This is a genomic window from Stenotrophomonas nitritireducens (genome assembly GCF_001700965.1).
In the GTDB taxonomy this organism is placed as follows: domain Bacteria; phylum Pseudomonadota; class Gammaproteobacteria; order Xanthomonadales; family Xanthomonadaceae; genus Stenotrophomonas; species Stenotrophomonas nitritireducens_A.
The window spans coordinates 2,541,248-2,553,723 of sequence record NZ_CP016756.1 but is presented as its reverse complement, the minus strand read 5'-3'; the positions used below and the strand labels follow the sequence as shown (position 1 = coordinate 2,553,723).

Below are 12,476 nucleotides of genomic sequence, written 5' to 3'. Positions count from 1 at the left end.
CCTCCCCAATCCTCCCCTGCGCTTTGCGCAAGGGAGGGAGCTGAAGAACTGCGTTACGCGAGATTTGCGCGCAGCCAGCGCATCACCGTTTCCACCACGCCCAACTTCTGCGGCACGTCCAGCGCGATCGCGCGTGCAAAACCATCGGCGTTGCGAATGAATGTCTGGCGTGCGATCCGCTGTGCCTGCTGCACCGTCGACTGCTGCCGACGCAACTGCACGATCTGTACCGAAGGCCGTCCCGGCGGCGCGAACTTCTGGAAGCGGCGCAACTCGTCAGCGACCAAGCCAACGTCCGCATCTGCCTTGAGCAGATGTTCACCGGCCAGCAACAGCAGCTCCAGTGCCTGCCCTGCAGCGGTCAACGCCTTGTCTTCGGCGGCGAACATGGGCAGCGCCGCCGGCATGGCCAGCGCGCTGTCGCGCTGCTGCAGGCGCTGTAGCTGTGCAGTCCAGGGAAAGGCTGCGTGGGGAGTGGCCATTGGGGGTCGGATTCAAGGAAAGGCGGCGAACTTTACGGGTTGGCGGAGGGTTGCGCCAGCTGGGAGATTCCCCCCTCTCCCCAACCCCCGCTCCGCGCCCCGGCCCTTGCGCCAGCGCAAGGTCGTTCAAGGTGCCACGAACCTCCGGTTCGTCAGCCGGCCCCTTTCACCCCGCTAGGGGAGAGGAGCTAGGATTCTGCAGGTTGAACCATCATTTGAAACTGCAGCTTTGCTTCGAGCCCCTCTCCCCTTACGGGGCGACTGAGAGCAGCTTGTGAACCATTGGTTCGCTGCTCTCAGAGCGCCTTTGCGTAAGCGAAGGCCGGGGCGCGGAGCGGGGGTTGGGGAGAGGGAACGGAGGCGCAGCCTCCTGGCTCAGCCAATAACCCGCTTGAACGGCGGCAGCGAATCGATGATGCGCTTGCCATACCTGCGCGTCAGCAAGCGCGAATCCAGAATGATCACCCGCCCGGTATCGGTCGAGGTACGGATCAAGCGCCCGGAAAACTGGGTCAAGGTGCGCAGCGCATGCGGGATCGCGATCAGGTTGAACGAGTTCAAGCCGCGGCTCTCGAACCACTCGCTCAAGGTCGAGGTCTGCGGGTCGGTCGGCACCGCGAACGGCACCTGGGTGATCACCACCGTGGTGCAGGCTTCACCAGGCAGGTCCAGGCCCTCACCAAACGAATTCAAGCCGAACAGCACCGAACCCTCACCCGCCGAGGTGCGCCGGATGTGCTCGTCGATCATCTTCTGTTTGGCGCCGTCACCCTGCACCAGCACCTTCTTGCGCAGCGTCGCCGGCATCAGCTCGGCTACCTTTTCCATCTTCCAGCGCGAGGTGAACAAGACCATGCTGCCCTTGTCCCAATCCAGTTCGGCGGCCAGGTATTTGGCCACTTCCTTGGGGTGACGCTCGCGGTCATCCGGCGTCACCGGGAACTGCGGCACGATCAACTCGGCCTGGTTGGGCAGGTCGAATGGCGAAGCCAGCGACACCATTTCCGCTTCTTCCGGAATGCCGTTGTCGATGGCCAGCGACTGGAAATCACCACCGCCGGTCAACGTTGCCGAGGTCATCACCACCGAGTCCACTTCGTCCCACAGCAGCTTGCGCAGCACCATCGCCGCCGACACCGGCGAGCAATGCAGGATGTAGTCGCCATCGCGTGACAGGGTCACCCAGCGCGCGATCGGCGGCTGGCCTTCCTTGTCCTCGCGGCGCCAACCGGCCCACAGGTTGTACTGCTGCTCGATCATTTCCTGGGCCATGCCCAGGTTGCGCTGCAGGCGCTCGACGGCGGGATCGTCCTGCTTGCCCTTGGCGACCGCCGACGCAGCTGCGGTGGCCCAGTTGAGCAGAGTGCGGGTTTCATCGGCCAGCACTTCGATCGGCTGCCGCCAGGACTCGGGCAGGCGGCCATTTGCGGCACGCCACATCGGTTCGCGGTCATCGGGCTGCGGAATCCACACGCTGCCGATCTCGTCGCGGAAGGCCTTGAGCAGCTTACTGACCCGCGATGCCACATCGATGGCTTCGTTGGGCAAAAGATTGCCGAGCTTGTCCTTGTCCACCGCGCGGTAGGCGCCGGCAATCAGGATCTGCAGGCGGCTGGTGCGCTTGGCCATGTCGTCCAGCGGCAGATTGGCCGCGCCCTGATCGATGGCGACGTTGCCGATATGGTGGCCTTCGTCCAGCACCAGCAGCATTTCGCCGGGCGGCGCGATCAGCGGCTGACCGCTGTCGCTGTCACCCAGCGACAGCGCCGACAGCAGCAGCGCATGGTTGGTGACGATAATCTGTGCATCACGCACTTCGGTACGCGCGCGCAACACCGGGCATTGCGCCGAATACGCACAGCGGCGGCCGGCGCAGGCCGAAGCCGGGGTGGTGATGCGCATGCGCAGCGTGGGGGTGACGTTTTCCGGGGCGTTGTCCAGGTCACCGTTCCAGCGCCCTTCGATGAAGGCCTTGGTCAGCTTCTCGGCAACGTCCATTTCAATCGGTGCCAACGGCCGGTCGTAGAGCTGCACGTCGTCGCCGAACATGCCTTCCTGCACGCCTTCGCCCTGTGCTTCGGCGGCATTGCGCGTGCACAGGTAACGGGTGCGGCCCTTGGCCAGCGCCACCGTCGCCTGCAGGCCGGTGGACTTGAGGAAGTTGGGGATGTCGCGTTCGACCAGCTGCGACTGCAAGGCCACGGTGCCGGTGCTGATCACCAGCTTCTTCTTGCTGGCCAATGCGATCGGCACGCCTGCGGTCAGATAGCCCAGGCTCTTGCCGACGCCGGTGGGCGCTTCCACCACGCCAACGCCACCGGTGCCCAGCGCGCGCGATACCACGCCGATCATCTGGCTCTGCGAACGGCGCGTACTGAAACCGGGCGTATTCGCCTGCAGCTTGCTGTAAGCGTCACGGATGCCGGTTTTGATGTCCTCGGTCAGCGCCCGCGGTGCTTCTACTTTTTCCGTCACGCCAACCTGCCCGCAGCTCAATCAAGGCGGGTATTTTCCCATACCCGCCCGCATTCACTGAAACTGCCTGTAACTCAGGGTTTTGCCTGCTGACCCGCCAGCCGCAGGGCGCGCGACAAAGCCCAGGCCAACAACACGAAACCGGCGGCCTGCACCAACGCCACCGCGAACTGGGCAATGTTCATCAAGGTGCTGAATGCTCCCAGGCTGCCATAGCTGCCCTTGGCGATCAGCAACAGCGGCCACACCGCCAGCAGGCCACCAACGATACCGCAGCCCAGCAGCAGCGACAGGCCGGACAAGGCTGCAGTACGGATACTTCCGCGCGGCGTGTCCAGCACCATCATCAGTGCCACCGCCAATGCGATCAGGATCGGCAGGCGGTAGCCGACGGATACCAGCAGGGTGCTGAGTAATTGCGAACTGTCCATGGCCGGCCTCAGTCCGCGGTGACCAGCAGCGCGTCGCGGCCGCGCAGCTCGGCGTAGATCGCATCGGTTTCGGGGCGCATGCCATGCCATTGCTGGAAGCTCTCGGCCGCCTGTTCCACCAGCATGCCCAGACCATCGAAGCTGTTGCGGCAGCCGGCCGCGCGCGCCCAGGCCAGGAACGGGATCGAGGCCTCGCCGTAGTTCAGGTCCACCGCCGTGGTCATGCTGTTGACCAGCGACAGCGGCAGGTTGAAACCGTTGCCCTCGCCGCGTGCGGCCGAGGTGGCATTGATGATCAGTTCGAAGTCGCCCTGTTCGCGCAGCGCATCCCAGTACGCGGAAATGACGCGGCCGGGTTCGCTCATCGCATCGACCAGCGCGTCGGCGCGTTCCGGCGAGCGGTTGACCACGATCAGTTCGAGGATGCCGGCATCCAGCAACGCCGGTGCCACGCCGCGTGCAGCGCCACCGGCACCGAGCAGCAATACCCGGCGGCCACGCAAATCCAGGCCGTGGCGGCCGGTGAGATCACGCACCAGGCCGATGCCGTCGGTATTGTCACCGTGCCAGCGCTCGCCCTTGCGCAGCAGGGTGTTGACCGCGCCGGCGCGGTGCGCGCGCGAGGTGGTGGTGGCACACAGGGCAAATGCGGCCTCCTTGTGCGGCAAGGTCACGTTGGCGCCAACGCCACCGTCGGCGGCAAAGGCCTCCAGCGCGGCGGCGAAGTCTTCCGGCGAGGCCTCGATGGCGCGGTAATCCACGTCGATGCCATGCGCCTTGCCAAACGCGGACTGGATGCGCGGCGACTGCGAATGGGCGATGGGCTGGCCGAACACTGCGTAGCGTGGAGCGCTCATTGGGATCCTCTGCATGACCTAGACTGGACGCGACTTTACTGGCTGGACCCTTATGCGGACCCGACGTTTGCTGCTCGCGCTGAGCCTGAGTTTACCCTTTACCCCGATCGCCTCGGCGCTTTCCGAGTTCGGCATCGAAGGCATGGGGATAGTCTCCACCGGCGCCGATGAAATCCGCGCAACGCTGTCGGCGGATGGGCAACGCATCATCTGGGCCAGCACCCGCCCCGGCGGCGCCGGCGGCTGGGACCTGTGGCAGGCACGGCTGCAGGACAAGCGCTGGACCGGCCCGCAGCCACTGGCCTTGAACAGCAGCGCCGATGAGCTGGACCCCTTCCTCAGCAGCGATGGCCGTTGGCTGTACTTCGCCTCCAACCGCAAGGGTGGGCACGGCGGGTTTGATCTGTACCGGGCGGCAGTGGCGGCCGATGGCAGCCTGGGTGCGCCGCAGAATCTGGGCCCGACCACCAATACCCGGCAGGATGAGCGCTCGCCGGCACTGGCCGACGATGGCCGGCTGTTGTTTGCCAGCAATCGCGGCGGTGGCAGCGGCGGTTGGGATCTGTGGCAGGCGCGGGCCAGTGGTAACGGCTTTGCCGCCGTGACCGCCCTGGCCGGCATCAACACGCCTGGCGACGAAGTGGATGCAAGCTGGTTGGGCGGCGGACGCGGCGTGGTCGTCGCCCGCAGCAATGCGCAGGGTGGAACCCAGCTGTGGCTGTCACAGTGCCTGCAGGGTCAGTGGGCCGAGCCGTACTTGCTGGATCTATCGTTCAACACCGCCGACAGCCACACGCGTGGCGCACTCATCGATGCCAACAAGCCGGGCGAGCTGGTGGTCAGCGGCAAGGCTCGTTCGCCACGTGCAGGTGGCATGGATCTGTACCGGATGAAGGCGCCGGTGGTTGATGGAGATGATTCCTGCCGTTGAGGCGGTGGGCTGCAACAAAGCTCACCCCTCCCCGGCCCTCCCCTTCGCTACGCGAAAGGGAGGGAGACAAGCGATCAGCCCCGGCAATTTGGCAGCCTGCGGCATCAGCCCCCTCCCTTTGGCCGCAGGCCAAGGGGAGGGTTGGGGAGGGGTGCTTCTGCCCCAAAGCTTTCAGCACCCGCAAACCAACAAACCCTACTTCCCCGCCAACACCGCCGCGCGCATCGCCTCATATTCGGTCTCGCTGATCTGCCCGCCCTGCCTGCGCAGATCCAGCTCGCGCAGCTTGGCCTGCAAATCCGTACCCTGCCCTGCCTCGCGCTGCAGCCGCTCGGCGGCGGAATGCAGCTGCGGCGGTCGCTTGCCGGCGCGCACGATGGCGGCAATGAACACGCCGATCACCACGGCAAACACCAGCACGCCAATCAGCCACACCGCCCAGTTGTAGCCTTCAAGGCCGGGAACATTCATCTCACGCCTCCTTCAACCAACGCGCGATCTGCGGTGCGTAATAGGTGAGCACGCCGTCGGCACCGGCCCGCTTGAAACCGATCATCGTCTCCAGCACGCACTTGCGTTCGTCCAGCCATCCGTTGGCCGCGGCTGCCTTCAACATCGCGTACTCGCCACTGACGTGATACGCGAAAGTCGGCACGCCGAACTCGGTCTTCACCCGGCGCACGATGTCCAGATAGGGCATGCCCGGCTTGACCATCACCATGTCGGCGCCCTCGTCCAGATCCAGCGCGATCTCGCGCATGGCTTCGTCGCTGTTGGCCGGGTCCATCTGGTAGGTCTTCTTGTCGGCCTTGCCCAGGTTGCCGGAGCTGCCCACCGCATCGCGGAACGGGCCGTAGAAGGCCGAGGCGTACTTGGCCGAATAGGCCATGATGCGCGCGTTGATATGCCGTGCGTCGTCCAGTGCGGTGCGGATGGCACCGATGCGGCCGTCCATCATGTCCGACGGCGAAATGATGTCCACGCCGGCTTCGGCATGCGATACCGACTGCTTGACCAGCGCCTCGACGGTGATGTCGTTGAGCACATAGCCGGTGTCGTCGATGATGCCGTCCTGGCCATGCGTGGTGTAGGGGTCAAGTGCCACGTCGGTCATCACCCCCAGCTCGGGGAAGCGCTGCTTGAGCGCGCGCACGGCGCGCTGCGCCAGGCCCTCCGGGTTCCAGGCTTCGGCCGCGTCCAGCGACTTGCGCGACGGGTCGATCACCGGGAACAGATCGATCACCGGCACACCCAGTTCCAGCGCCTGCTCGGCTTCGCGCAGCAGTTCATCGATGGACATGCGGTCCACGCCCGGCATCGAGGCTACCGGCGTGCGGCCATCCAGCTCATGCACGAATACCGGCCAGATCAGGTCGTTGCTGGTCAGCGTGTTTTCGCGCATCAGCCGGCGCGAGAATTCATCGTGACGCATGCGGCGCGGGCGGTACTGGGGATGGATCATCGCGGTACTCCTTGATTCTGAAAACAGGGTTATTGCAGCCGGTAGCCTTGCGGCTGCAATGGCTCGGGCAGCGGGCTGTGGCCCAGTGCGTCGAGCAGATCGATTTCGATGGTACGCACCATGGCGTCCAGCGGCAGGTCGTTGGGCTCGGTGCCGAACGGGTCTTCCATCTCCTCGCCGAGCTGGTCCAGGCCGAAGAAGGCATAGGCCAGCAGCATCGACACCACCGGCGTGGCCCAGCCCAGTGCACCGGCCAAACCAAACGGCAGCAGCACGCAGAACAGCCATGCGCAGCGGTGCAGCAGCAAGGTGTAGGCAAACGGCAGCGGCGTGCCGGCAATGCGTTCGCAGCCGGCCTGCACGCTGGCCATGCCATGCAGGCGCGCTTCGAACTGGGCGTACAGATACGGATCCAAGCGGCCTTCGCGCAGCGGCACGGCAAGCTCGCTGGCCAGCTGGTTCAACACGCCATCGGGAACATTGCGCCGCGCCAGTACCGCGGCCTGGTCAGGCTGCAGCCACGGCGCGCAGGCAGCAAGCTCATCGCGGCCACGCAGGCGCGCCGCCAGCGCACTGGCAAAGCCGATCACCAGCCGCGTGCTGCGCTGGCGCAGCTGCGGCTCGGCGGCCAGCAGCGCGGCGGCCTCGCGGGCGAAGCTGCGCGATTCGATCAGCAACTGGCCCCACAGCTTGCGGCCTTCCCACCAGCGGTCGTGGCAGGCGTTGTTGCGGAAACTCAGGAAAATCGACAGCACCAGGCCCAGCAGGGTGAACGGCACCACCGACAGGCCGCTGCCACCCAGCGGGTGCCAGCTGCGACTGAACGCCGCCACCCCCACCGCCAACACGCCAATGGCCAGCACCTTGGGGGCGATGGCCGGCACGATGGAGCCACGCAGGATGTACAGCAGCTGCCAGCCGGTAGGGCGGGGACGGATGATCATCGGGAGACGGGACGGGCCTGCAACAGGCCAACAGCGCCGGAGGGCCTCCGGCCAGCCCCGTCATTTTACGCCCCCTGGCCGTACCCCGCCGGCCTGGGCCTGCCCAGGCTCAGATGAAGCCGCCGCCCAGGCTCAAACGAATCACCCCGACAACAATGACAATGGCGTTGAGGAGCAGGCCGGTCTTGGCCCGGCCGCGCTTGCTGGCGTGGGTGAACAGCAGGCCAACGGCGGCAATGATCGCCCCCACCGCCGCGAACGGGATCAGAACCCAGTTCCCCCAGCCCAATAGCGGAATAAAAGCCAGAATCATCCACAGCAGGGCAATAATTCCCCAAATCAGGCTGATCAGCCCCATGTGCTTTCCTCCACCAAATACAGATTGCAAGATAGCCGGGAACAGGTGCCGAGCAAAAGGCCCTCCCCCCTGGCCGGAAGTTCTCGACAGATTCAGCCGATGCCATGGATCATCCGCAATTACCGATCACCGGGGAGTGAAACCATGAAAACTGCGTTCGCTATCGCTCTATCCCTCGGCGTGGCCCTGGCTGCAGGCGGCTGCGCCAGCACCTCCAAGGTCATGCTGGGCCAGGCCCGCGCACCGGTGGACCCGGCCACTGTGCAGATCTATTCCACCCCGCCGGCAGGCTCGGTGGAGATCGCCCAGCTGGAGTCTTCCAGCGCGGTCGGCTTTGGTACCCAGGGCCAGACTGACGCCGCCATCGCCCGGCTCAAGCGCGAAGCCGCCGCACTCGGCGCCAACGGCGTGATCCTGATGGGTGTGGGCGCCGGTGGTTCGCCGGTCGGCATGTCGGTGGGCGCGGGCAGTTTTGGCCGCCATACCGCCGGTGGCCTCAGCGTTGGCATCCCCACCCAGCAGAAGCGCGCCGCCGGCGTGGCGATCTGGGTGCCGCCGGGCGCGGGCAAGTAAGTCTGGCGCGTGAGCTGACACAACAAGGGCGCCGATTGGCGCCCTTGTTTTTAACTGCATTTGAAGTGCCGTTGCTTGCTGCCATTGCACGTTGCAGGAACTGCGTCGCTCGCGGGCTGCAACCAGCCCACGTAATACGATCAGCTTCGATCGCGCAGGAAGCGCGCCATTGACGACACGCCCGGCACTGCCGGCTCGAACTCGCCGGCCACGTCGATGAAGCCACGCATGATGGCGATGTCGCGCGGGGTGCGGTTGATCGCGTCGCGCATTTCCGGATCGGCACCGGCGCGCAGCAGGCGCTGCACCAGTTGCGGCAGGCCGTGCAACGCGGCCAGATGCAGCGGGCCGAAGCCGCGCGGATCACGTACCTCCAGCGACACGTCCTCGTCGAGCAGGCGTTCCACGGCGGCCAGTACGACGCTCTCGTCGCAGGCCGTTCCCGGCTCGGCGCGTGCGCCCAGCAGCAACAGCAGCGGCGTTACCGTGCCGGCCGAAGCCTGGTCCGGTTCGGCGCCGGCTAGCAGCAGGGTGTCGAGCAGGGCCAGCAGGCGAGAGCGATCACGCGAGGTGAAGCCATAGAGCGCGGCGCAATGCAGCGGCGCCAGCTGCTGGTCGTCACCGGCGTGCACATCGGCGCCGGCGGTGAGCAGGCGCGCGACGATATCCGGCAGGCCCAGCGCGGCCGCCAGCATCAAGACGGTGACGCCACCGGGCAGGCGATGTTCGAGTTTGGCACCGGCATTGAGCAGCGCCGCCACAATCGTGGTCTGGCGCATGCTCACCGCCGCCGACAACGGCGTGGCACCACTGGCCGCGGCATGCTGCGGATCGGCACTGCGCGACAGCAACAGGTCCACCACCGCGCCATGACCGCCGCCAGCCGCGCGCAACAGGCCGGTGCAGCCCTGCGCGTCGACCGCATCGACGGCGAAACCAAGATTGAGCAGGCGACGCACCGCATCGGCATCTCCGGCCATTGCCGCCGCAGCGACGTCGGCGTCGCGCAGCGGGCGCAGCGGCAGCTGCCAGCCGCGCCAGTCCAGCAGATCGGCAAGATCACGACGGCCGCTGGACAGCGCAACACCCAGCGGCGTCTGCCCATCGGCGGCGCGCGCATCGGGCGATGCACCCTGCAGCACCAGCTGCTTGAGGGCGGATTCGCGGGCCAGCGCGGTGGCCAGGTGCAAGGCGGTCATGCCGTGGCTGTCGCGGGCCTCGCGATCAACCCCGTTGAGCAGCAGCGTCTGCTGCAGCTTCAACCAGCCCAGGCGCACGGCCAGCGACAAGGCCGGATCACCGGCCGGCGAGGCGGCAAACGGATCGGCGCCACGCTCCAGCAGCTCCAGGGCGAACTGTTCGGTGCTGCGTGCGCCGTGGTCGTGCTGCGCGCAGGCGGCCAGGAAGCGGGTCAGGCCACCGCGACCGGCCGGCGACACGCCGTGCTGCAGCAATACCTGCAAGGTGGGAATCGCATCGACGCCGCGCGACAGCAACGCGAACATCGGGGTATCCCCGCAGGCGTCGAGCACTTCCGGCGCAGCGCCCTGGCCCAGCAGCCATTCCACCACGCGCGGCTGCAGCGCCAGCTCCGGATCATGCAGCAGGCCGCCCAGTTCATCGGCCACGCACAGCTTGGCCAGCGGCGCCATGCCATCGACATTGCCGAACACCAGCGCCTCGCGCAGCAGCGCCAACGGTGCGCGGTCATTGAGCACCGGCGCGGCATCGCCATCTGCGCCCTCGGCATTGCTGGCCGCATCACTGACCGCAACCGGCAACGGATAACTCGGGTCGAGCAGCGAGACAATGCTCCAGCGCCCCGCCGCAGCAGCATGCTCGATGGCGCGGCGGCCATCGCTGCCAACCCCATCAGCGGCGATACCCAGGTCCAGCAGGCGCCGGATCAGCGCGGCCGACACATGTTCTGCGCGGCTGGCCAGCAGCACCGCGTTGCTGCCTTCACCATCAACGGCATGCACATCGGGCTTGTGCGCCAGCAGGCGTTCCAGCACGGCGGCATGTCCTTGCGAGGCCGCGTCGAGCCACGGCGTGCGGCCGGCGGCATCGCGGGGCTCCACATTGGCACCGGCGTTGATCAGCGTTTCGACAATATCCACATGGCCGGCCAATGCGGCCTCGTGCAGCGCGCTGCGGCGCTGACGGTCGCGCGCATCCAGCCGCGCCTTGTGCTTGAGCAGCAGCTGCACGCCGGCCGGGTCGTCGTCGTCGGTGGCTGCGGCCTGTACCAGCACCGGCACGCCATCGGCCGGCTCGACCTTGGCACCGCGTTCCAGCAGGAACTTGCCCAGCCGCCAGTTGCCGGCCTGGCAGGCCACCGCCAGCGGGCTATGGCCATCATTGTTGAGCGCATCGATCTCGGCAGCAGCATCGCGCAGCAGCGCGGCAACACCCGGATCGGAACTGCGTGCGGCGTGATGCAGCGGCGTATTGCCATCGGCATCCGGGGTGCGCGGATCGGCACCATTGGCCAGCAGGGTCATCACCGCTTCGGGACGGCCATGCCAGCTGTCGCGGGTTGCCGCCAGCAACGGGGTCATGCCGCGATGGGCCTGGTTGACATCAACGCCACGGCTGATCAGCGCACGCAGCAGGCGCAGGTCCGGCAATACCGCCGCCAGCACTGCCAGGCTGCGCTGGTCGCGCGACCCGGCCGGGGCCGGTGCATGCGGATCGGCACCGGCATCCAGCAGCTGCAGCGCGCGGTCGATCCGGCCGCTGCGGGCGGCATCGTACAGCTGCGGCACCAGTTCGTGCTGGGCGATAGGCTCGAGCGGTGCCGGCTCGGCCAGCGCTTCGGCGAACGGATCAAACGCCGGCTGCTGCACGGTGCTGCCCTTGCCGGCCGCTGCCACCGGCGCGCTGCGCATGGACTGCAGCAGGTGATGCAGCAGCGGTGCGGCCACGGCGGTGGCAATGGCCAGCGGCCAGCGCAGGCCAGCGCCAATCAGGCCAGGCCAGGCCGGCGCGACGATGGCCGCACACAACAGCAACACGATGGCGGCCGCGCCCAGGCCATGCCAGGAATCCAGGCTGCGACCGCTCAGCGACTGCCACTGCGTGCGCAGCGAGCTGTCTTCACGCTCCATCGCATGCCACAACGGCCAGGTACGCCACAAGGCGAGCAGGGCCACGCTGACCGCGATGCTCAGCGCCAGTACCGCCGCCAGGCTGCCGCTGTCATGCAGCGCGGCCAATGGCCAGGACACCAGCACCGCCACCACCGCCGCGCCGCCAGCCCACAGCCCCAGCAAGCCGGGCAGCTCGCGTTTGAAGGTAGCCAGCGTCGGCGTCACGGTGCGGCTGCGCCGCCACCACGACACCGCCAAGGCGAACGCCGGCTGGGCCAGCACGCCACATACGGCCGCGGCCACGCCGCCGAACGCCGTGGCCAGGGTCAACAACACCCCAAGGCCCAGCGCGGCGGCTACAACGCGGCTACGTAATGCTTCAGTCATCGCGACCGTCGATACGGGCGATCTTCACCGGTGCCAATGGCAACGGCGGCGCCTGCAGGTGGAAACCGCGCTCGGCCAGGTTGGCGCGCACCAGTGCGGCGTCGGCCTGGGCCAGGCGACGTTCGGGGGTCAGGGCCACCTCCAGCACGAAGGTATACGGGGCCAAGGTGTTACCCAGCGACGCCGGGATCACATCGAAATCATCACGCTTGGCGAGGTACACGTAGGTGTCCTGCTTGCGTTGGCTTTTATAGACGTAAGCTTGCATGCCAGCGGGCTTGGCCCTGCATCGGGAGTCGGAGATTGTGTCGGAAATCCGGCGCTGTTGAAAGGCGGAGCGTCAACAAGCAAATGAATTCGCAGGGTCCTTATACATTCATTTACATCAAGATTTTGTGGACATACGGCCCCACCCGCCGATTGTCCGATGGCCTGGCTGCCGCCTGCCGATATACTCGCGCCCCGTCGAACCCATGGAAGATGC

Annotated in this window: 12 protein-coding genes; 2 read left to right on the top strand and 10 right to left on the bottom strand. The window is 66.8% G+C overall.

Annotation, left to right across the window (positions count from 1 at the left end):
• Nucleotides 1–53: 53 nt before the first annotated feature.
• The 4 genes from BCV67_RS10670 to aroE all read right to left on the bottom strand — a co-directional run bounded on the left by BCV67_RS10670 (nucleotide 54) and on the right by aroE (nucleotide 4,245).
• Nucleotides 54–482, bottom strand: coding sequence for a hypothetical protein (locus BCV67_RS10670; protein ID WP_062170528.1), 429 nt, complete (start codon nucleotides 480–482; stop codon nucleotides 54–56).
• Nucleotides 483–857: 375 nt separating this feature from the next.
• On the bottom strand, nucleotides 858–2,957 hold the full coding sequence (dinG, locus tag BCV67_RS10665) for an ATP-dependent DNA helicase DinG (RefSeq protein WP_062171904.1): 2,100 nt from the start codon (nucleotides 2,955–2,957) through the stop codon (nucleotides 858–860).
• 74 nt (nucleotides 2,958–3,031) lie between these two features.
• A complete protein-coding gene (locus BCV67_RS10660; RefSeq protein ID WP_062170530.1) occupies nucleotides 3,032–3,388 on the bottom strand; it encodes a hypothetical protein in 357 nt (118 codons plus the stop codon).
• Nucleotides 3,389–3,396: 8 nt separating this feature from the next.
• On the bottom strand, nucleotides 3,397–4,245 hold the full coding sequence (gene aroE / locus BCV67_RS10655; RefSeq protein WP_062170532.1) for a shikimate dehydrogenase: 849 nt from the start codon (nucleotides 4,243–4,245) through the stop codon (nucleotides 3,397–3,399).
• Nucleotides 4,246–4,297: 52 nt separating this feature from the next.
• Here aroE and BCV67_RS10650 point away from each other — a divergent pair, with 52 nt between their 5' ends.
• Nucleotides 4,298–5,176: a TolB family protein gene (locus tag BCV67_RS10650; protein WP_062170534.1), complete on the top strand. Its 879-nt coding sequence runs from the start codon at nucleotides 4,298–4,300 to the stop codon at nucleotides 5,174–5,176.
• Between the two features lie 195 nt (nucleotides 5,177–5,371).
• Here the strand turns inward: BCV67_RS10650 and BCV67_RS10645 are convergent, their stop codons facing one another.
• The 4 genes from BCV67_RS10645 to BCV67_RS10630 all read right to left on the bottom strand — a co-directional run bounded on the left by BCV67_RS10645 (nucleotide 5,372) and on the right by BCV67_RS10630 (nucleotide 7,940).
• Nucleotides 5,372–5,647, bottom strand: coding sequence for a hypothetical protein (locus tag BCV67_RS10645; protein WP_062170536.1), 276 nt, complete (start codon nucleotides 5,645–5,647; stop codon nucleotides 5,372–5,374).
• Between the two features lies 1 nt (nucleotide 5,648).
• Nucleotides 5,649–6,638, bottom strand: coding sequence for a porphobilinogen synthase (gene hemB / locus BCV67_RS10640; protein WP_062170538.1), 990 nt, complete (start codon nucleotides 6,636–6,638; stop codon nucleotides 5,649–5,651).
• 29 nt (nucleotides 6,639–6,667) lie between these two features.
• Nucleotides 6,668–7,582 carry a bestrophin family protein gene (locus tag BCV67_RS10635; protein ID WP_062170540.1) on the bottom strand — a complete coding sequence of 305 codons (915 nt, stop codon included), beginning with the start codon at nucleotides 7,580–7,582 and terminating at the stop codon, nucleotides 6,668–6,670.
• A gap of 109 nt (nucleotides 7,583–7,691) precedes the next feature.
• Complete coding sequence (locus BCV67_RS10630; RefSeq protein ID WP_062170542.1) at nucleotides 7,692–7,940, bottom strand: hypothetical protein; 249 nt, start codon at nucleotides 7,938–7,940, stop codon at nucleotides 7,692–7,694.
• 144 nt (nucleotides 7,941–8,084) lie between these two features.
• On the opposite strand from BCV67_RS10630, the gene BCV67_RS10625 reads away from it, so the two are divergent.
• Nucleotides 8,085–8,513: a hypothetical protein gene (locus BCV67_RS10625; RefSeq protein WP_062171907.1), complete on the top strand. Its 429-nt coding sequence runs from the start codon at nucleotides 8,085–8,087 to the stop codon at nucleotides 8,511–8,513.
• Between the two features lie 140 nt (nucleotides 8,514–8,653).
• Here the strand turns inward: BCV67_RS10625 and BCV67_RS10620 are convergent, their stop codons facing one another.
• Both BCV67_RS10620 and BCV67_RS10615 read right to left on the bottom strand, forming a co-directional pair.
• Nucleotides 8,654–11,992: an ankyrin repeat domain-containing protein gene (locus BCV67_RS10620; RefSeq protein ID WP_062170544.1), complete on the bottom strand. Its 3,339-nt coding sequence runs from the start codon at nucleotides 11,990–11,992 to the stop codon at nucleotides 8,654–8,656.
• Nucleotides 11,985–12,260 carry a YcgL domain-containing protein gene (locus BCV67_RS10615; RefSeq protein ID WP_062170546.1) on the bottom strand — a complete coding sequence of 92 codons (276 nt, stop codon included), beginning with the start codon at nucleotides 12,258–12,260 and terminating at the stop codon, nucleotides 11,985–11,987. Before BCV67_RS10615 ends, BCV67_RS10620 begins: the two co-directional genes overlap by 8 nt.
• Nucleotides 12,261–12,476 lie beyond the last annotated feature (216 nt).